Origin of the sequence: Paraburkholderia hayleyella, from assembly GCF_009455685.1 — a bacterium.
Classification (GTDB): Bacteria; Pseudomonadota; Gammaproteobacteria; order Burkholderiales; family Burkholderiaceae; genus Paraburkholderia; species Paraburkholderia hayleyella.
Genome location: NZ_QPES01000001.1, coordinates 142,523 through 160,357 on the forward strand (window position 1 = coordinate 142,523; position 17,835 = coordinate 160,357).

Below are 17,835 nucleotides of genomic sequence, written 5' to 3' on the forward strand. Positions count from 1 at the left end.
CCTGTACCCCGTCAGTCTTGCTGCAACGCTAGCGCGCGCGCATAGAGCGCGTTGCGCGAGCCGCCTGTGATCGCCGCCGCGACTTTCGCCGCAGCGCTCACAGACAACTCCTTTAGCAAGATTCCAAGCAACACATCGTGTTCGCTCTCACCCGCCACCTCTTGCGCGGGCGCCCCCTCCACCACCAGCACAAACTCGCCGCGCTGACGGTTTGCATCGGCTGCCAGCCACGCTGGCCCATCGGCCAGGGTGCAGACATGCAAAGCCTCATGTAACTTCGTTAATTCGCGTGCGATCAGCAAGCGGCGTGTCCCACCCAGTCCATCGGCGAGCGCGGCCACTGTTTCGACAATCCGGTGCGGCGCTTCATAAAACACCAGCGCAGACGGCTGCGTTGCAAGCGCTTGCAACGCAGCCGCACGCTGCTTCGCCTTTGGAGGTAAAAACCCGATGAACGAAAAAGTCGCCACCCAGTCGCCTGCAGCGCTTAGCGCCGTTGCCAGCGCACTCGCACCCGGCAAGGGAATCACCGCTAACCCCGCCGCGCGCACCGCATCAACCAGCTTCGCGCCTGGGTCCGAGATCCCCGGTGTGCCCGCGTCAGACACATAAGCCATGCGTTCGCCAGCCTGAAGGTGCTCGATGACACGCGCCGCAACAACGCGCTCGTTGTGCTGATGCAGCGCCAGCAACGGCTTCGTAATGCCATAGCGGGCAAGCAGTTGCCCAGTATTACGCGTGTCCTCAGCGGCGATGCGGTCAACCAAACCCAGCACATGTAGTGCACGCAAGGTGATGTCGGCAATATTACCGATTGGCGTTGCCACGACATATAACGCAGCGGCAGGATATTGCTGCCCCAATGCGAGTTCGAGAAGAGGAGTCATGAAACAGAAAACGCAGACAGACAGGACAGGGCCGCCATTGTGCCACGCAGCCAGACCTCATCCTGAATGCCGGACACATGCCAGCCCTCCATTGGGCAACACCCGTGCCAGGCGCATCGGAAGCGCCTTTGAGCAACATGCGTTGACATTCTTGCAGCGGCAACGGATGGCGCTCATTGCACGCAATGTCGTCTACCGGGGTGGCGAAATCGACCTGGTGATGGAAGACGCCAGCGGCACCCTGATTTTTGTCGAAGTCCGCGCACGGGCAAAACGTCAGCATGGCGGGGCAGCGGCTAGCATCAGCGGCATCAAGCAACAGCGGCTCGTGCGCACCGCCCTGCAATATCTGGCCTCACGCTCTGGCGCCGCGCCCGCGTGCCGCTTCGACGTCATCGCCTTTGAAGCCGGGCGGTTGGTATGGCTGCGGGACGCGTTTCGCGCCGACGACGCCTAAAGCAGGCAAAGCACGGCGCCAAGTTACGCTAAACTTGCGGACACGCGTTGCACCAACCTGGCCACAACACCGTGTAACAGTCACCTTCAATGCCGCCCACGATGCGGCTCACACGCAGTACAGACAGAGACTCGATGCCCGTCGAACGCATTCAGCAGCAATTCCGCGACAGCGCGGCCACCATCCTCGAAGCCCTTGAAACCCTGTCGATGCCGATTGCAGCGGCCATCGACACCCTGTTTGCCGCGCTGGCCAACGGCAACCGCATTCTTGCCTGCGGCAACGGCAGCTCAGCGGCTGCGGCCCAACAGTTTGCAGCCGAACTGATTGGCCGCTACGAACGTGAACGGCCAGGCTTGCCTGCGATCGCGCTAACGGCTGACACCGCTCTTCTCACCGCCATCGCCAACGATTACACCTTCGAACAGGTTTTCTCGAAACAGGTCAGGGCGCTGGGACAAACGGGCGACGTGCTGCTCGCCATCAGCACCTCGGGCAACTCCGCCAACGTGCTCGCCGCCATCGAAGCCGCTCACGAACGCGAAATGACCGTGATTGCGCTAACCGGCAACGAAGGCGGAAACGTAAGCAATATGCTGGCCAATACAGACATTCAAATCTGCACCCCCTCTGGGCGCGCCGCGCGCATCCAGGAAGTGCACCTGCTAACCCTCCATTGCCTGTGCGACGGGATTGATGCCATGTTGCTAGGCAACGACTGACTATAAAGGAAGGCGAGTTTGATGAGCCGATACCGCTTCAAGGCAACAATCGCCAGAACCACGCTGATAGTCGGGCTAGCGACCGGCTTCGCCATGACCTTGCAAGGTTGCGTGCTGGCTGTGGCAGGCGCTGCGGCAGGTGGCGGCGCGCTGGTGGCGACCGACCGGCGCACGCTCGGCGCCCAGACCGAAGACCGGGAAATCCAGCTCAAAGCCATCTCAACGCTGAGCTCGAACCTGCCTGACACCGCACATATCAACGTCGCAGTATTTAACCGGCGCGCCCTGCTGACGGGCGAAGTCCCCGATGAAGCCACCCGGCAAAAAGCGGAAAGCCTGGTGCGCGTGATTAACAACGTGAACGCGATTGTTAATGAACTGGCTGTTGCACCAGTCAGTTCATTTTCGTCACGCACCAACGATACATACCTGGAAGGGCGGATCAAAACCGCGCTGATCGCAGAAAAGAACATCACAACAAATAACTACAAAATTGTTTGTGAACGTGGCGCAGCGTATTTGATGGGCCTCGTCACCGTGGATGAAGGCAATCGCGGCGCCGATGTGGCCAGCCGCGTGCCGGGCGTGACCCAGGTTGTGAAGGTATTCCAGTACATTCAGGCGCCCAATGGCAGCGACAAAACCACCACGACCTCCACGCCAGCAGGCACGCCCATGGCCACAACACCCGCAGCGGACGAAGTCACTGTAAACGCCGTACCGGAAGCTTCGGTCAATGCACGCCCACTGGAACAGCAGGCGCCGGCTCCTGTGACCAGTTCAAAGCCGGTTCAACCAGGCAGCGCGAGCGCAATTCAGCAATAGGTAGAGGATTAATCGTATGAAGCTGAAATACCCGGTATGGGCGTCGATTACGACGGCATTGATTCTGGCGGGCAACGCCCAGGGAGCGGACATGCCACCTGGCCAGAAGATAGCCAGTGCAAACGCATGCATGGGTTGCCACGCGGTGAGCCGCAAGCTCGTCGGCCCCTCGTTTCAGCAGATTGCAGAGAAATACAAAAACGATCCGCAAGCAAGCACGAAGCTATCGCAAAAAATTAAACGTGGGGGAGCGGGAGCGTGGGGAGTAATTCCAATGCCCGCGCATCCTTCGATGAGCGATGCAGATATCCGTGTTGTGGTTGACTGGGTGATGACGGGGACGGGGACGGGGACGGGGACGGGGACGAAATAGAGGCTGTATTTCTGTCTTGCCTGGGCGTTTTGTGCTTGGTTTTCGCTGGTTTTCAGGTGAGGAAATCAGCATGCTAGAATTAATTCGCTGTTTTTTTGTTTGTGGGGCGGTAGCTCAGCTGGGAGAGCGTCGCGTTCGCAATGCGAAGGTCGGGAGTTCGATCCTCCTCCGCTCCACCAAAAACACCACTCGTGAAAGCCTTGGAAACACAACGTATTCCAAGGCTTTTTTCGTTTCTACAGTGTTGATTTTATTGAGCTTGCGAGCTTTGACCTGACCGACAAGCACTCGCCACGGCGCACATTTCGGTAGCTGCCGGGACATCCGGTTATGCCGCTCAATCCCGGAAAAAATCAGCTCGTAGTGGGACAGATTTGGGACAGGCCCACAAGGGGTTGTGGCGGCACTATCGAACAAGGCGAAAGATCACCACCGGGCAGGCACGCACTCACATGATGCTTGGCAGCCATCAGTAGCGTGACTTATGATCCGGTACATCGGGCTTCGGCTCGAAGCTCTTCGAGGTCGTCATCCTCGAATGTAATCCGAAACGAGTGGGAGGCTGGGATTGAATAGGGTCCCGGCGCTTTCAGGACAGGCGTGTAAACGCCCATGCTGCCCGAGCGCTGGTGAGGGTGTCCGAGAAAGCAAATCTGCCGCGTATGCAACCACTCCGGGACTACTGGACGCTAACGCGGCAGTTGAGCCACCCCAAAGGTGAGATAGGGGATCGGCAAAAGTGAACATGCGACACAGCGCCGGGGTAGCGTCCGGCAAAGAGCCTTGGAGTGTGGGGGCATGCGAGTGACCCCACTGATTCCTGCCCGTGACAAGGCAGGCTGCCCTTAGGCTCCCGAAATCAGGCCCCGGTCTTGCGGGCGTTGTCAGGAAGTGCTGTTTCCAGCGACGTCTTATAGAGCCTCACCGCAACTCGCGTATTGGCGTCGTCCCTCGGGACGACCGCCTTCTACGCAAGAGGTGCGGCAATGGCCGTTTTTCCCGTCAGTACACTCGATTTTCTCTGCAAGAGCTATCCGCCAACGCTCAGCGTTGAGCAGGTCAGCGAAATCACCAGCGAGCAGCCACAGACCATTCGCAACTTGGTCAGTCGGGGCTGCTATCGCATCCCTTCATTCAAGATTGGCCGCAAGCGCGTTTTCCGACTGGTGGACGTTGCCGATTTCATCGACCGGCAATTCTTGGCTGATCCAAGCCATCCAAGTCATCTGAAGCCGCGACGAGGCAGGCCCACGAAGGTTGAGCAATTGGCACGGCAGCAGGCTGCGCAACATGTGATGCAGCAGCCCATGCATGCGGATGGAGGGTGAGTCATGGAGACCCGCCAATCATCCATACAGGGCTCACTGCGCATGCCTGGGTTCCGTTCGGCCGCCGACATTGTCCAGCCAGAATTACCGACACCGCCGCAGCCCAATAAAACGCTCACCACCACACAAACTCACGTCCATTCCACGAAAGCAGTCAGGGCAAGTTCGGCCAAGGTTGCTGACCTTCTTGCCACGGCCCTTGCCATTCAGGAACAGGATGCGGCAGCGGCAGGCCAGATCGGCTACATGGCGCGCGCGATGATCTGGGCGTCCATGCCGCACAAGAAGGTCGATGGCGCGCACTACAAGCGCGACAACGGCCTCGCGTCCATCACCATGCTGGTGGACCCCGACATCGGTCTTCCCTACGGCAAGCTGCCTCGGCTCATTTCTGCATGGTTGACGCGGGAGGCGAAACTCACCGGATCGCGTGAGCTCTTGCTTGGCCGCAGCCTCAACGAGTTCGCCGACAAGCTCGGACTGTCAACCAGCGGCGGCCTACGTGGCGATACATCCCGACTGAAAGTGCAGGCCACGAAACTGTTCAGCACCTTCATTTCGCTGAAGGCGCACCAAGGTCAGGACTTCGCCTACAAAAATGTTGCTCTGTCGGACGACGGCATATTGCTCTGGAACCCGAAGAAGCCGCACGAGAGGTCGCTTTGGGAAAGCACGATCACGCTGTCAGAGGCGTTCTACCGCGAATGCATGGACTATGCCGTGCCATTCGATCTTCGCGTGTTGCACCGCCTACGTTCGCCGCTGACGATAGATCTGTATCTGTGGCTGACGTGGCGCATGTTCATCCTGCGTCGACCAACCTTGATTCCATGGATCTCCTTGCGGTTTCAGTTTGGCGTTGGCTACGCCGCCACACCACAGGGGATGGCGCATTTCCGCGCGGAGTTTCATCGCTGCCTGCATGACGTGCATGCCCTGTATCCAGCAGCGCGGCTTTCATCCGAACACGATGGCCTACGGCTGTTTCCCAGCCCTTCCCATGTCAATGCCCTTCCCTAAAACCATCTCAGGAGCTTCAACATGATGCAGAACACAATCGACCATGCCGCCGAGCCGGCAATTCACCCCGGCACCACCTTTGATGCCTTCTATGACACGTCACAGCCGCAGGGGCGTAAAGGCCGTGCGTGGATCTTCGAGCATTTCCGCAAGGCTTGCGACACACCCGGGGCGAATCGTGTACAGGCGGTACTTGTTGCAAGCAACACCACGGGCTTCGCGTTGTACGCGCGTCAGAACCGATGCTTGCACCCCATCACGCACAACGACCACCTCGTAAGGTTCCGCACCATCGAGCAAGCATTGGACACCCTATCCGACGTATCCTGGCTGGCCCCGGAGATCGCTATCGACACAACGGGCTGGTAGGCAGTGACGTTGGTGACACGTACAAGCTGGCCAGGTTGAAGACGTGTCACCAACGCTCTGTGGGCAAGCCTGTGGATGGCGCGACTTGTCCACGCTGAAACGCCGATAACAGCGTCAAACGACGCCATCCCTTGTCTGGCAAGGTGTTCCAAGTATCCCGCCGAAGTTATCCACGCTGAAATGCCGATACCGCTACGCTGAAACACCGATACGGGCACGCTGAAACGCCGATATGGGAAGCACCTGCCAGAAACGTAAGCTGATGACCTGTAACGATTTTTTCGCTGATCGCGCTGCCAGCAAGTAGTTTTTCAAGTAGAAAACAAATATTCAACAAGTAGCTGGAGCCCGGAACGCCGTGGATAAGCCGTCATTTTGGCGAACGCCCAATCCACTCCCCTCCGCCCCTCGCCAGCGAGGGGAACGAGTCGCCCTCTGTCGTCAGGGGGCATCCGGCGGGGCGCTTCGCTTCCTTGTCCTCCCCCAGACGCGAGCGTGTGGCGCTCCATCCGGGTCAAGGGGCCGTGTCCTCGCTGCGCTGCGGGCCGCACCAACCCCTTGACCCGGCTTCCGCTCGTTGAATGCTCAAACGGACCCAAGGCAGCAATGCCATCGCGCACATCCATTTTTGCCACCAAGCTGGTAAAATTGACCCTGATGGGGAAGTAGCTCAGCTGGGAGAGCGCGTCGTTCGCAATGACGAGGTCGGGAATTCGATCCTCCTCTTCTCCACCACCCAATTCAGAGGGCCAAGCGATTGCTTGGCCCTCGTCGTTTACGGCGTTTTTGGTTCGTACCGTTCGAGCTGGTGAAGGCAGGCAAGCATCGCGGCTTCGCTGATTTGACGAAAGCTTCCGCGCAGCATCTTGGATAGCTTCGATTGCGGGATGCCGAGAACGCCGGCGGCCTGCTGCTGGCTCCATTTACGGCTCTTGATGATTTCGCCGATCTTCGTTGCAAGCTGCGCTTTGGCAAGCATTCCTTCGGCATCAGCCATGCCCAAAGCCGTGTAGACGCTACCGCTGCTTTCCTCTATTTCAGTCATCACTGCTCCACGGACAAATTCGGCGAGTTGGATTTCACCGCTGACAAAACGGCGCGCGTGGGCTTCCTCTTCTTCGGATAGCTTGAAACCTTCAAGGACGACGGACGCGCAAGCGAAGTTGACAGCGTTTTCACGGCGACGACGTTCATCGGCTGAAATCGCATCATTGGCTGGGGCGTTCTGACGCTCGCGCGCTTCGTTGACATAAGCCCGCATAAATTCGCGCAGTACCTGCGCAGCCGGGCGCTGCTGCATGGCAGCGATTTTCATGAATTGGGCATGCAGCTCCGCTTCAACCCGGAAAGAAATCCGCGCGTTTAAAACCATGATTCAACACTCCTGATACGTTGCCAAGCCCAACCCAATCCCGGCTGGAAATGGTGTCAAGGGCGGCACCGGAAGCCGCAGCGCCGGCTTGCCGGCGACCGGGTGAGGATGCCGGGCGCAGCCTTCACCCTTGACGCCATTGAAAGCCACGCAGCCTATCGGCCAGGGGTAGGTCAAGGGCAACGCCCGCCGCACCTGCCCCCGCAGCCCGTCCGGCAAGATCGGACGCGGGATGCACCCGAAGGGGGTGCCCAAGCGAAGCGCGGAGCAAGGCTTGGAGTAGCGTAGGAGTAGTAGTAAGGCTATTACTACTCCTACCGTTGCCAGCTATCCGTTTCCGCCGCCGGCAATGGGTAGGCCCGCGCGATGTTCTGCATGGAGTAGCCGTATTCATTGCGGCCCAACGTTGTGGGTCTTGTCCCGTCACGTCTTGCGGCATCGGCTACTGTTGCCACATCGGCAGCATGAGAAGAAGCCAGTCCTGGCACATGCGGACTGATCGTGCGCGGGTTATCGGCGCGTTCCCACGCTTGCAACCAATGCGCTATGCGCTGGCTGTCCGGCATGCACCCCGTTGCATGTGTCATAAGCCGCATGAGGGCTTCGTGTTCCTGTTGGCTGAACATGGCTTATTTCCCCTTCACATCGCCACCCGGTTGTTTGGCCCATGCCGATGCCAACCGTTCTTTGATGGCTTCCCGATACGCGGGATTGCGCGCCCATACGCTGCGACCCATAGCAAGGTGTTCGGCTCGACGCGCTGTCGTCTGGTGGCCGATGCGAGGGTCAAGGCGGGTTGATGTGGGATTGACCGCGTTATGAGCAGCACCCACGGCGCGGGCTGGAGACATTGCACCCGAAGCGATTTGACGCAGTGACAGCGCAGAGGTGGAAACGCCTCCAGCCAATCCAGATGCCATGTTGCCTGCTTGCATGGCAATCCAACTCAAAATCAGCGTCAGCCCAAAAACTTGAAGGCCAGCGATGTAGGGGTTTTGTACGCCTTCACCTGACAAATCAATGCCGCCGATAAAGCCATTAAACGCAACGATGCCGAAAGACATGATGAGGGCAAGAATCACAATCGTGAAAATGTAATTCATCACCTGACCTACCCACCTGTCGAAAAATTGCGACGTCATCGGGAACATGGCGCACGCAATGAAAAATGGGCCAAGCGCGAACATCACCGCAAGAGAGAATTTCGCCACAATGATATTCACACCGCCAATGATGGCAAATATCAAGGTTCCGATGGAAATGAAGATACCAGTAATGAACCACGATGCTGCCGCGCCGATGCTCCATCCTGCATCGCTTGCTTGCTGCAAGGCGATAGAGGCCAGTTGAGCACCCTTGTTCACGACCTCATCAAGTGTTTGATAGATGGTGGAAGGGGGCGCACCCGGTGAACTGATTTTCAGAACATCTGAGAGGCCAGTTTCAATACCGTTCAGCGTGCCCACAACTTGCTCGTGATACCCGTCTGCCGTGAAGGCGAAATAGACAATAAACATAATCTTTGCCCATTGCTTCATGACCGTCCAAAACGGCGATTCCATTGAACCCGTTGCAACTGCATAGCCCGACATGACGATGTATAGCGTGACGCCGGCCAGAACAGCCATTTGCAGCTTGAACATTAAGTCGTTAGCTGCTGGCACCATAAACGCATTGGTGGCGTTCGTGATCGTTTCACCAATGAAGGTGAATAATGTCAGCTCGTTCATGGCATCCACCTACCTTGTGAATTTTGGAGGGGTGGCCTTAATGTTGAAATTTTGGCTACCGAAGATTGTTTGATCGTGTGCCGAGTTGGCGTTTATGCAATTCGGAGTACCGGCAATTTCACCCGGACTGTTCTTGCATTTCTTAACCATTTCGATGCGTTCCGCGTCGTGTACCTTGTACCAATCGACGGTTTGAACGGCTTCAACGGGCTGATCTTCTTTGCAGCCAGCCAACACCATGAGCGCGAAAAGCACGATAGATGACTTTTTCATTTGCTCACCTCGCGCACAGTTTGGGCGTCGATCACCGGGCCATTTTTGGTTTCTTGCTCCTGGACGTATTGCAGCGCATAGGCCAATTCTGCCGCGTCGATGATGCGCAGCATTGCGACGACACGTAAGGCATCCACGCGCGAACCGGCCCAAGAGAACGCCAGATATTCCATGCTGTTTTTGAGAAGCAGCAAGCAGCAGCCGAGACATGCCGCAGACATGAATGCCGCAAGGTAGGCATTCATCGGGGCAGTTTGTTCGGGAAGGGTGATGCCGAACCAGCTTACCGTTGCGATGAGAAACGGCACGATGGCAAGCACGGCGGCCAGCAAATGGCCTTGAAACATCGAGGGTGCCCGGCGTGATACCTCACGCATGAAACCGAGCCGATCAATGCAGACCCACAAGCGCCATATTGCAGTCAATATGAACACGCAAAGCGCGATGAGGGGAAAGTGAATATAGGAAATCATGTGTTCGCCACTCCAAAGGTTGAGGGCGAACGCTGGGCCGTCTTTCCGGCCAGCCTGTCGGCTCTTGCGAGCTGCTATTCCCGACTGTCAGGGCTTGCTCAAGGCCCGTACCCGGTACGCTATGGCGTCCTTGGGGTGTGGTCTATGCGGCGCGTCTTTCCGCTGCTTGTCCGGTGGCTCTTGCGAGCTGCTATTCCCACCTGTCAGGCCCGTTCTTCTCGGGGCCGCACCCGGTACGCCGAAGCGTTCTTGGGGCATAAAAATCAGCGTTCGTTTTGCTTACTGCTGGATGCCAAAACACCATGCTTTGGCATGTCATATTTTCTCATTTTGGCGCTGTTTAGTCTATGGCGACAAGCAACTGCGCCGCGTTCGATGCCTGTCACCACATCATGCACTCGAATGCTTGAACGGCAGGTGCAGCATGCCTGAAATTTGGTCATGACCAAATTTTGCAGACGATCCATTGATGCACGGATTTATTTGGTCATGACCAAAAACGCAAAAGTATGAGGACTAGTGCAGGATAGGCTAATCGCCGGCAAAGTGTGCGCACAGCGTAATTTTTGTCCCCTTCACCCTGTTGCGTGACCTTTGGAGTCGCTATGAAGAAAGCAAGCCGTGCCATGAACGTCCACCTGGGGGCAGACCTGAAAGCCCTCTGGGTGGATTACTGCGCCGGCCTTGGCAAAACCCCCGGCGAGGCACTCAAAGAGGCGATCGAGCAGCAGTTAGCGAAGGCAGAAAAATTTCCGCCGCCGAAGACCTATCAGCAGACCAATGCAGCACCCAACGGCGAACCCAAGGTGAGGTTTGAAATCCTGATGACCCAATCGGAGAAAGCAGCCGTTCTGGAACGCTCGAATCTTGAGCGGTGTTCACAGCGGCGCTGGATCATCGACGCCATCCGCACCGGCCTCACACACGAACCGCAATTCGGCATGAAGGAAATCGAGGCGCTGGGCGAGTCGAACTATCAGTTGCTCGCCATCGGTCGCAACTTGAACCAAGTCGCCAAGGCTATGCACGAAGGCCGCCGCGATTCGGTCACGACGGAATCTATCGAGCAGCTTCGACAGATCATTGACGCGCATACGGAGAAGGTCAGCAACGCCATTCGTGCCAGCCTTGAGAGGTGGAACATCGAATGAGCTGCGCGATTGATATGGGGTTCACATGACAGCACAGAAGGCGAGACTACAGCCCTGGCTCCGAGTGGCAGCCGATCTGAAAAAGGATGGCCCGTTCTTTGGCATGGTTGGGCTGATCTGCGGCTTTGTTCAGGTTGCGGGGTATCGGTATTTCGACAAAGCGGAGTGGGGAAGCGAGCTGCTACAGGAGCACATCGCGTTCAATTCATTGTTGTTGATGGCGATATGCCTGTGGCTGGCAAGAGGACTGACGGCATGGCTAACCATTCGCTGGACGATGCGGCGCACAACAGCCCTGATAGAGCATGTCGCCGGCAGAGCCGCTGCGTTTGGATCGGTCGCTGCATCGGTTGTGATTGGCTTTGCGATGTCAGCGGCAATCTTTGGTGCCTATGCGCACGCAATCAAGTTCGCTCAGGCTGCCCTATATTTCGTGGCTATTGCTGAAGTCGCGGCCAATCCGTTGCGGCCAGCAGAGTTGTCCAAAGGCTACTTTCTCGCGCTGGGCATGGTCATCGTGACCCCCTTCGCGTTCTAAACAAACCTGCGCATATCAAGCGCAACGGATTTTAAAGGCCGTACTTTTGTTTTCGATTCTTGAAGGCGGGTTCTGTGCCTTCGAGAATTTCAACGACCCTCGCCTTGATCACGGGCGACTCGATACCCCCTGAGATGTAGTTAAAGGTGTTCGTCACCTTGTCGCATGTGGCGCAGATGATTTGCTCGGCGTCGCACACGACGGCGAGGTTGGGGTTGTGAGTCACCATGATGACCTGGCGGCGTTGCTTAGCCGCTTTGATGCATTTCACGAGCACCTTGAAGATCGTCTGGTTGTCGAGGTTCTCTTCCGGTTGGTCGATGATGATAGGGATGTCGTCCTTGTCCACCAGGAGGTAAAAGACAAGCAGAAGCAGTCCACGCTCGCCGGGTGAAAGTTGGCTGATTTCCTGCTGGTCGAACGTCAGCGAATATCTCGGCGCGAGGTAGCTCATGCCGAAGAGGTAGTCGAAGATGTCTTGAGGCTCGCCACCACGCCGGAGCTGGTCTGCGATCTTCGTTTCGCGGCCACCGCCTGATTCTCGGCGGTCGAAGTGGAGCATGTCGTCGATGGTGTCGAGAAATTTCAGGGTGGAGTCCACGTCCCCAAAATTGGCCTCCTTCAACAGCCCACGCATGAGCTGGTTGCTTTCGTCCACGCCAGAGAAGCTGCCACGAGATTGGCGGTTGATTCGCGGGAAAAACTGCTCTTGAAAGTTGGACTCTTCGATGCGCACATCGAAATCCAGGGGTAGATGCATGTCCATCTGGGCGGCTGACTTGACGAATTCCTGCACGGGCTCATACAGCCGGCGGTATTCCTCAACCGTTTTGACGATCTGCTCGTGGACTTTCTTGGCCAAATCCACGCGGCTTGCCCTCAACTCCATAAGTTTGGCCGGAAGGGTGACTAGCGATTCGATTTCTGCCTTGAACCATTCAATAGATTGGGCCTTGTCTTTGTTGCCCACGAGCTCTTCCTTGGCTCGCTCCCATTTGGCAACTTGCTCTTTGAAGATGACGAACAAACGCTGCTTCTCGCCGAGCTTGCTCTTGATGTCAGTCACGGCAGCCTCGGCCACTTCGCGCCGCTTGTTGATTCCCGCTGGGTCTCGGTTGGCGAGCGCCGCGTCAATGGTAGTGATCGAATCCTTCGTCGCCTTACTGAGCGCCTCGATTTTCGTGGTGTCGATCTTCAAATCCACCAATTCGGCCACCTTCAAGTCCCCGCCAACCTCTACCAGCATCGGGGTCAACTCGGCGACGAACTGGTCATGGGCTTTCTTGTGGTTGGCGATGGCTTGGGTAATCCGGCTCAGGACGGCTTGTCGCTTCGCTTCCGTGGCCTTCTTATCTCGGAGCTGCTTTTCCTCGTCACGCAGTTTTTTGAGTTCGTCCTCCAGGCCCTGAATTTTCTCCGTCGCAACCTGGGACTCTTCCTTGGCGGCGTCCGATGCTGTTGGGTCTTCTACTTGCGCGGGCTTTGCTCCTTCGAGAGCTGTCAACTCGGCGATCTTGGCGTCGAGCTGCTCTTGGAGGGACTGTTTGAACTCTGGCGTGAGGCGGCGTTCGGTTTGCAATATGTCGACGTTTGCCTTCGAGATTTCTTTGAGCACTTGCTCGCGCGCACTGTCGATCTCTGCGACCTTGAAATTGAGTAGCTCGTCCATGGAGTTGTAGCCAAGGCGGGCCTCTTCCGGGACGTGCGTGTATATGATCTTGCGCAGCTCGGTATCAAACGTCGCCGAACCGCCATCGCCAAGCTCGTTGCATAGCGTCTCAAGGTAGCTTTGCGGCAGATATTTGACCCGCTCCACGCTAGTGTCGGGCGGGTCTTGGTCAAGATGCCGCTCTGACTCTGTGCCATCGTGCCAGCCAAGCGCGCCGATGAAGTGAGGCGCGAGCTTGTTTCGTGGGTTTCTGAAGCGCTTGTCGTTCAGAAACGAGAAGCTCTTGAAGTTTTTGGTGTCGCCCGCCAACGCTGCGATGTCGGCCATGGCGCTCTTCCCGCTGCCCTTGTTGCCGATGATGGCAACCAAGTCGTGGCTCAACGGCATATCAATATCAAACCAAGTGTCGGTGAGCGAGGAACCCGGCTTGCGGTTGACCCGAATCCTGGACGCGTATTTCGTGCGGTTGGCCTCGACAAGCAGCCGCTTGGGCGGCGTGTCACCGATGAACACCCGGTCTTCGAATTCGGTGATGGCCTGCACCAGGCCGTCAAAGGTTGGATCGGCCTTGATCCATGTGAAGCAATTGCCCACACGATCCTTGTCTACGGAACTGCTCAGGGCATGGGCGTCCGAGCAGTCGAGCAAGGTGTTCCTGACGTTGGACTCGGTAAGTTTTTTCCTTGCGGCGTCGTAGGCGGCAGGATTGGCCGAAGCCGTGAACACCAGATCGGCCTTGTTGATGATGTTGCGCTTTTCTGCGATCGACTGATCGTCCCATTTGAGGTTATCCCATTCGGTCTTGCCGACGGCGATCAAATATTTCCCGGCCAGGCAATGCTTGTCGAGGGCTTCAATGACCTTCTCCAGGCTCACGCACAAATTGTTGAAACCTTCTTGGAGCGGCGATGCATAGTCGGCTTTCTTGTCGGCCGGCACCGAGTTGATAATCATTGTCCCGAGCTCGGCGAGGCTATCTCGGGTGATGACGCTCTTCCACTTGCCCTTCCAATCCGAGGAGTCCGGGATCAGGTCGTAGCTGGGGGCGAGCGCGCCAAGGAATTGCTGCCGAATGACTTCGGGGTCCAGCGCGTCGAAAACGATGTGCAGGTTGATGCGGTTCCATCCGGACTGGGAATAGGTGCCGTCCTTGTCCTTCTTGACCACCCCAGCAAACTTGTCCAGACGCAGCTCGATCACCGGCAAGATCAGGTCGATATTTTTCAGTCGGCCTTGCTCGAACTTTGCTTTGCGCACGCGCTCGTAGCCGTCGATGAAGATGTAGTCGTTGATGCCGATGACCTTGAATTCAGGCGACAGGGCCTCAAGGTCGAGCAGAAAGGCATCCCAGGCTTCGTCATCCGTTCCGGGGTAGTTGTGGACGACCGACGATGGTGTGTGGACATGCAAGTCCCACTTTTTCCAAGTTGAGCCGATTGGGTTGTTGTTGCTCATCGCATCTCCGTCTTTCTTTCTCTACTTCCACAAGTGAATCTTGTTATCTGCGCACAAGTATTTTCGGTTACCCGTGCAACAGCCCCGGATACCTCTTCTGTCGCAACTCTTCAACGGCCTTGTCCGTCAGCTTCCAAGTATCCCCTTTGATGCGAACGATCAGTTCCGTCCACACACGTTCAAAAGCGCGCAGCGCATCGTCATCGCCAAACCGAATGCCTGCAGGCAATAGTGGTGCGATATCTTCAGTGAGGCTGCGTGTCAGCTTTTCCAGCATGCGCTGTTCTGCCACTGCACGGCTGATCGGTTTTCCTTCCAGCGCCAGATAGTGATCGAAGCAGGCGATGAGCTTGTCCGCGTTCAGCGCAAGCTGATCGAGCCCGTGATGCAGGTCGAACAGGTCGCGGTTCTTGCGGCGTTGGAGTAAGGCACGCAGCTTGGTGCCGAACAGTTCTTCAGGCTCAAAGGAGACAATCTCGGCCTCACCCCGATACCAGTCGTTGTCCACAGCGAAGGGGTACGACTTGAGGCCGAAAAAGCTGTCGTGTTCGCGCGTGTTGATCTCGACCTTGAGTTTCAACATTGCCTGCGCGTCGGCTTCTGGCGTGAACTTGAAGACCAGATGCATTGAATGCCCTGCCTGCTCGCGGTTGCATTTGCCCAGCCATGACAAGGTATTGCGAATCGCATCGACCGTTGTGCCGATGGGTTCCGCCTGGGTCTGCACCAAGTCGATGTCTTCGGAATAGCGCAGAGGCTGCGCGAACAGCAGTTTATTGATGGCGGTGCCGCCGCGAAACGCAATCTTGCCCTTCAAAGCGGGCGCATTGAACAGGTCGCACAAGACGCGGCAGATGATGAGATCTTGTTCGACTTGGCGTGGATCGGGCCAGGGCGCTGTTGCGCTCCAGGCTTGGATATAGGCGTTGGGGATCAAAAGTCGGTCTCCACGGATTCATTGATAACGAGCTTCCACTTGGCGTCTTTCTCGTGGAGTTCGGCCATTGATTCCAGGAGCGGTTTGACAGAAGGGTCGAGCGGCTTCATGGATTTGGCTTGACGAGCGAAGGGTTCCAAAACGCTGGCCTGACGGGCGTGGTTAGTCTGATCGAGCAGATAACCAAGACGACGCACCGAGGCGTTTTCGTAGTGCGCGGCAGCCTTAGCCAGTTTGCGCGGATCGGCTTTTGCGCCGAGGTCTTTCACGATCTGCGCCACACCGCTGATGCCTGCGGCCTTGTGGAAGTAGCGCGCGGCGTCGAGCAGGGTCAGTTCCACGCCGGCAATCTTGGCGAAGCCGGCTTCGCTCTTGATCTGCCCGAGCCAGTCCGGCTGGTTGATTTCGGCGAATGCGGCTGGGGCCTGATAGACGAACTGGAGGCGGTGGCGGCCGATGTCGAAATCCCGGAGCTGTTGAGGCGCAATCACTTGGAAGACCATCGCCGCCTGATGCGAGGAACCGTGAAAGGCTGCCGCACGAAGCAACGAGATTCGGTAGTCGATCCCCAGGTACTTCATCAGCGGGTCGATCCAACGCGCAGGATCGGGTGCGCCGGCCGTCTGATCCTCCGGCCGAAGGATCAGGAAGAAGCCTCGCCGAGGGCTGGCGAGCCGTTGCTTCTTGGTCAGCCGGGTAGCGGCTGCCGAAAAAGCTTCAGGGCTTAGGCCGAGCGCCTGCAACCCTTCCTCCCGGCTGAAGTAAGCCCGACCGCGGGAGAGTTGTTCATCCAAGTATCGGTCAAGAGCACCCATCCCCCGCTTATATGTGAAAACCGACAAAAAATCAATGTTTCTGCATATGATCGGGGCTACGCCAACCGCTTGGCCAAGTCCTTTGCCCGAGGGTGGTAATACCGCATCAGCATGCGGGGGTCTTTGTGGCCGGTAATTTTGGTCAGTTCATGCATGGGGAAAATCTCTGCCAGACGCGAAGTAGCCTCGTGCCGAAGATCGTGGAAGCGTAGATCGGTCAGGTACTTGGGGTCTGGCCGTACTCTCATTTCCTTGCATTCGACTTCGTAACTTTTCCTGGCGCGTTCCACGGCACGCTCGAAAGCACGTGTCACTGCATCGCTGCGAATCTTGAACACGCGGCCATCGTCTTCCTCGGCCTCACCGTTTTCCTTCTCATCTTCTTCTGGCATCAGGTCTTCAAGCACGGCCACCGCCTTTGAAGAAAGCGGCACGTCGCGCGAGTCCCCATTTTTCGTCTTGGGTAGGTGCGCCACACGGTCTTGAAGGTCGATATGCTCCCAGCTGCAGGCTGACGATTTCGCCTCGGCGCATGGCGGTTTCCACAGCCAACCGAATGATGGCTGGGAGGATATTGGAGCCGGTAGCTGCAATCACGCGCTCCAACTCGTCGTCAGGCGTTCCCCGGGACTCCTGATCCGCCGCCGCTTCTTCGCCGCCAGCCGCTGATGTATCGGCTGGCTTGAGCGCCACGATTCGCCGCGTGCGTGCATTGTTGGGCTGCGGTTTGCGCACCAGTTCCAACGGATTCGACAGGCTTTCCATGCCCCATTCTTTGCGGGCAATGTTGAAGAGATGGGATAACAGTTGCAACCGCATCAGCACGGTGGCCGGCTTCAGAGTCTTCAGCCATTCGTCGCGCAGCTTAGCGACGTCGGTACTGCGAATCGCCGGCATGGTTCGCAAGGCAAGCTCGGTGCCCTTCCAGATACGCAGAACGGACTTCTCCGCTTCCTTGCCGCTCTTGTGAACCGTTACTTCGCGCTCATACCGCCCCAGCGCCTCATAGAGCGTCGTCGCCTCAGCCTCGGCCCGGCTAACGAACGCGCCTCGGTCGATCTGGTGCTCGATGGCCCTGGCCCATTCCTCGGCCTCAGCACGGGTGTTAAAGGTCTTGACTTGATCGGGGTAGCCCTTGCGGCGAATCCGTGCCTGCCATTGCAGTTCGCCGCGCTTACGGAAGTTAGCCATTTTTCCTGTCTTTTCTCACCGGCTCCGGCCGCCAGTGGGACAGGATTGGGACAAAAAAGCCAATCGCCGCATTCCATCAGAGCCAAGATCGCCTATAAACCGTTGGTGTATATAGGCTACAGCAATCCGGCCAGATGTCGAGTTCAGGCGTTCGCAATGCGAAGGTCGGGAGTTCGATCCTCCTCCGCTCCACCAAGTTCTTGCTCACGGCCCGGATATCAAGCAACGTTGCGTTCCTTAAGCCAAGCCT

At 57.4% G+C, this 17,835-nt stretch carries 18 protein-coding genes, 2 tRNA genes and 1 pseudogene; 11 read left to right on the plus strand and 10 right to left on the minus strand.

Features of this window, described 5'->3' with window-relative positions; all coding sequences use genetic code 11:
• Positions 1 to 11: 11 nt before the first annotated feature.
• Positions 12 to 887: a 16S rRNA (cytidine(1402)-2'-O)-methyltransferase gene (gene rsmI / locus GH657_RS00640; RefSeq protein WP_153098896.1), complete on the minus strand. Its 876-nt coding sequence runs from the start codon at positions 885 to 887 to the stop codon at positions 12 to 14.
• Here rsmI and GH657_RS00645 point away from each other — a divergent pair.
• From GH657_RS00645 to GH657_RS00685, 9 genes are all read left to right on the plus strand, one after another.
• Positions 886 to 1,344 (plus strand): YraN family protein, encoded by a 459-nt coding sequence (locus GH657_RS00645; RefSeq protein ID WP_153098898.1) that lies wholly within the window; start codon positions 886 to 888, stop codon positions 1,342 to 1,344. The genes rsmI and GH657_RS00645 overlap by 2 nt on opposite strands.
• Positions 1,345 to 1,478: 134 nt before the next feature.
• Complete coding sequence (locus GH657_RS00650) at positions 1,479 to 2,066, plus strand: phosphoheptose isomerase (RefSeq protein ID WP_153098900.1); 588 nt, start codon at positions 1,479 to 1,481, stop codon at positions 2,064 to 2,066.
• 21 nt (positions 2,067 to 2,087) lie between these two features.
• Positions 2,088 to 2,891 carry a BON domain-containing protein gene (locus GH657_RS00655; protein ID WP_153098902.1) on the plus strand — a complete coding sequence of 268 codons (804 nt, stop codon included), beginning with the start codon at positions 2,088 to 2,090 and terminating at the stop codon, positions 2,889 to 2,891.
• 16 nt (positions 2,892 to 2,907) lie between these two features.
• A complete protein-coding gene (locus tag GH657_RS00660) occupies positions 2,908 to 3,264 on the plus strand; it encodes a c-type cytochrome (protein WP_153098904.1) in 357 nt (118 codons plus the stop codon).
• A 103-nt stretch (positions 3,265 to 3,367) separates the two neighbouring features.
• Positions 3,368 to 3,443 (plus strand) — tRNA-Ala (locus tag GH657_RS00665).
• 807 nt (positions 3,444 to 4,250) lie between these two features.
• Positions 4,251 to 4,592, plus strand: a complete 342-nt coding sequence (locus tag GH657_RS00670) for a helix-turn-helix domain-containing protein (protein ID WP_153098906.1) — start codon at positions 4,251 to 4,253, stop codon at positions 4,590 to 4,592.
• Positions 4,593 to 4,595: 3 nt separating this feature from the next.
• Positions 4,596 to 5,612 (plus strand): replication protein RepA, encoded by a 1,017-nt coding sequence (locus GH657_RS00675; RefSeq protein WP_246173949.1) that lies wholly within the window; start codon positions 4,596 to 4,598, stop codon positions 5,610 to 5,612.
• A gap of 21 nt (positions 5,613 to 5,633) precedes the next feature.
• Positions 5,634 to 5,981 (plus strand): hypothetical protein, encoded by a 348-nt coding sequence (locus GH657_RS00680; protein ID WP_153098908.1) that lies wholly within the window; start codon positions 5,634 to 5,636, stop codon positions 5,979 to 5,981.
• A gap of 659 nt (positions 5,982 to 6,640) precedes the next feature.
• Positions 6,641 to 6,716, plus strand: a tRNA-Ala gene (locus GH657_RS00685).
• A 40-nt stretch (positions 6,717 to 6,756) separates the two neighbouring features.
• Here GH657_RS00685 and GH657_RS18155 read toward each other — a convergent pair.
• From GH657_RS18155 to GH657_RS00715, 5 genes are all read right to left on the minus strand, one after another.
• Positions 6,757 to 7,353: an XRE family transcriptional regulator gene (locus GH657_RS18155; RefSeq protein WP_246173951.1), complete on the minus strand. Its 597-nt coding sequence runs from the start codon at positions 7,351 to 7,353 to the stop codon at positions 6,757 to 6,759.
• Between the two features lie 314 nt (positions 7,354 to 7,667).
• The gene (locus GH657_RS00700) at positions 7,668 to 7,979 is read right to left on the minus strand and encodes a hypothetical protein (RefSeq protein WP_153098910.1); all 312 of its coding nucleotides are present in this window, start codon (positions 7,977 to 7,979) and stop codon (positions 7,668 to 7,670) included.
• Positions 7,980 to 7,982: 3 nt separating this feature from the next.
• Complete coding sequence (locus tag GH657_RS00705; RefSeq protein WP_153098911.1) at positions 7,983 to 9,083, minus strand: TrbL/VirB6 family protein; 1,101 nt, start codon at positions 9,081 to 9,083, stop codon at positions 7,983 to 7,985.
• A gap of 9 nt (positions 9,084 to 9,092) precedes the next feature.
• Complete coding sequence (locus GH657_RS00710) at positions 9,093 to 9,356, minus strand: EexN family lipoprotein (protein ID WP_153098913.1); 264 nt, start codon at positions 9,354 to 9,356, stop codon at positions 9,093 to 9,095.
• On the minus strand, positions 9,353 to 9,829 hold the full coding sequence (locus GH657_RS00715; protein ID WP_153098914.1) for a hypothetical protein: 477 nt from the start codon (positions 9,827 to 9,829) through the stop codon (positions 9,353 to 9,355). The genes GH657_RS00710 and GH657_RS00715 overlap by 4 nt, the downstream gene beginning before the upstream one ends.
• Before the next feature lie 605 nt (positions 9,830 to 10,434).
• Between GH657_RS00715 and GH657_RS00720 the strand changes: the two genes are divergently transcribed.
• Both GH657_RS00720 and GH657_RS00725 read left to right on the plus strand, forming a co-directional pair.
• Positions 10,435 to 10,980 (plus strand): plasmid mobilization relaxosome protein MobC, encoded by a 546-nt coding sequence (locus GH657_RS00720; protein WP_153098916.1) that lies wholly within the window; start codon positions 10,435 to 10,437, stop codon positions 10,978 to 10,980.
• A gap of 25 nt (positions 10,981 to 11,005) precedes the next feature.
• Entirely contained in the window at positions 11,006 to 11,518 is a 513-nt protein-coding gene (locus GH657_RS00725; protein WP_153098918.1) for a hypothetical protein, read from the plus strand.
• A gap of 31 nt (positions 11,519 to 11,549) precedes the next feature.
• Here the strand turns inward: GH657_RS00725 and GH657_RS00730 are convergent, their stop codons facing one another.
• The 4 genes and pseudogenes from GH657_RS00730 to GH657_RS00745 all read right to left on the minus strand — a co-directional run bounded on the left by GH657_RS00730 (position 11,550) and on the right by GH657_RS00745 (position 17,585).
• Entirely contained in the window at positions 11,550 to 14,642 is a 3,093-nt protein-coding gene (locus GH657_RS00730; RefSeq protein WP_153098920.1) for a TrlF family AAA-like ATPase, read from the minus strand.
• A 67-nt stretch (positions 14,643 to 14,709) separates the two neighbouring features.
• Positions 14,710 to 15,579 carry a nucleotidyl transferase AbiEii/AbiGii toxin family protein gene (locus GH657_RS00735; RefSeq protein WP_153098922.1) on the minus strand — a complete coding sequence of 290 codons (870 nt, stop codon included), beginning with the start codon at positions 15,577 to 15,579 and terminating at the stop codon, positions 14,710 to 14,712.
• A complete protein-coding gene (locus tag GH657_RS00740; RefSeq protein WP_174769839.1) occupies positions 15,576 to 16,373 on the minus strand; it encodes a type IV toxin-antitoxin system AbiEi family antitoxin domain-containing protein in 798 nt (265 codons plus the stop codon). Before GH657_RS00740 ends, GH657_RS00735 begins: the two co-directional genes overlap by 4 nt.
• A gap of 77 nt (positions 16,374 to 16,450) precedes the next feature.
• Positions 16,451 to 17,585, minus strand: a pseudogene (locus tag GH657_RS00745) (tyrosine-type recombinase/integrase).
• Positions 17,586 to 17,835 lie beyond the last annotated feature (250 nt).

Bases quoted from the DNA above. Each gene is read 5' to 3' on its own strand.
- GH657_RS00675 (WP_246173949.1), top strand. From the start codon at position 4,596: ATGGAGACCCGCCAATCATCCATACAGGGCTCACTGCGCATGCCTGGG.
- rsmI (WP_153098896.1), bottom strand. From the start codon at position 887: ATGACTCCTCTTCTCGAACTCGCATTGGGGCAGCAATATCCTGCCGCT.
- GH657_RS18155 (WP_246173951.1), bottom strand. From the start codon at position 7,353: ATGGTTTTAAACGCGCGGATTTCTTTCCGGGTTGAAGCGGAGCTGCAT.
- GH657_RS00725 (WP_153098918.1), top strand. From the start codon at position 11,006: ATGACAGCACAGAAGGCGAGACTACAGCCCTGGCTCCGAGTGGCAGCC.
- GH657_RS00730 (WP_153098920.1), bottom strand. From the start codon at position 14,642: ATGAGCAACAACAACCCAATCGGCTCAACTTGGAAAAAGTGGGACTTG.
- GH657_RS00655 (WP_153098902.1), top strand. From the start codon at position 2,088: ATGAGCCGATACCGCTTCAAGGCAACAATCGCCAGAACCACGCTGATA.
- GH657_RS00645 (WP_153098898.1), top strand. From the start codon at position 886: ATGAAACAGAAAACGCAGACAGACAGGACAGGGCCGCCATTGTGCCAC.
- GH657_RS00680 (WP_153098908.1), top strand. From the start codon at position 5,634: ATGATGCAGAACACAATCGACCATGCCGCCGAGCCGGCAATTCACCCC.
- GH657_RS00710 (WP_153098913.1), bottom strand. From the start codon at position 9,356: ATGAAAAAGTCATCTATCGTGCTTTTCGCGCTCATGGTGTTGGCTGGC.
- GH657_RS00660 (WP_153098904.1), top strand. From the start codon at position 2,908: ATGAAGCTGAAATACCCGGTATGGGCGTCGATTACGACGGCATTGATT.
- GH657_RS00650 (WP_153098900.1), top strand. From the start codon at position 1,479: ATGCCCGTCGAACGCATTCAGCAGCAATTCCGCGACAGCGCGGCCACC.
- GH657_RS00715 (WP_153098914.1), bottom strand. From the start codon at position 9,829: ATGATTTCCTATATTCACTTTCCCCTCATCGCGCTTTGCGTGTTCATA.
- GH657_RS00720 (WP_153098916.1), top strand. From the start codon at position 10,435: ATGAAGAAAGCAAGCCGTGCCATGAACGTCCACCTGGGGGCAGACCTG.
- GH657_RS00705 (WP_153098911.1), bottom strand. From the start codon at position 9,083: ATGAACGAGCTGACATTATTCACCTTCATTGGTGAAACGATCACGAAC.
- GH657_RS00670 (WP_153098906.1), top strand. From the start codon at position 4,251: ATGGCCGTTTTTCCCGTCAGTACACTCGATTTTCTCTGCAAGAGCTAT.
- GH657_RS00700 (WP_153098910.1), bottom strand. From the start codon at position 7,979: ATGTTCAGCCAACAGGAACACGAAGCCCTCATGCGGCTTATGACACAT.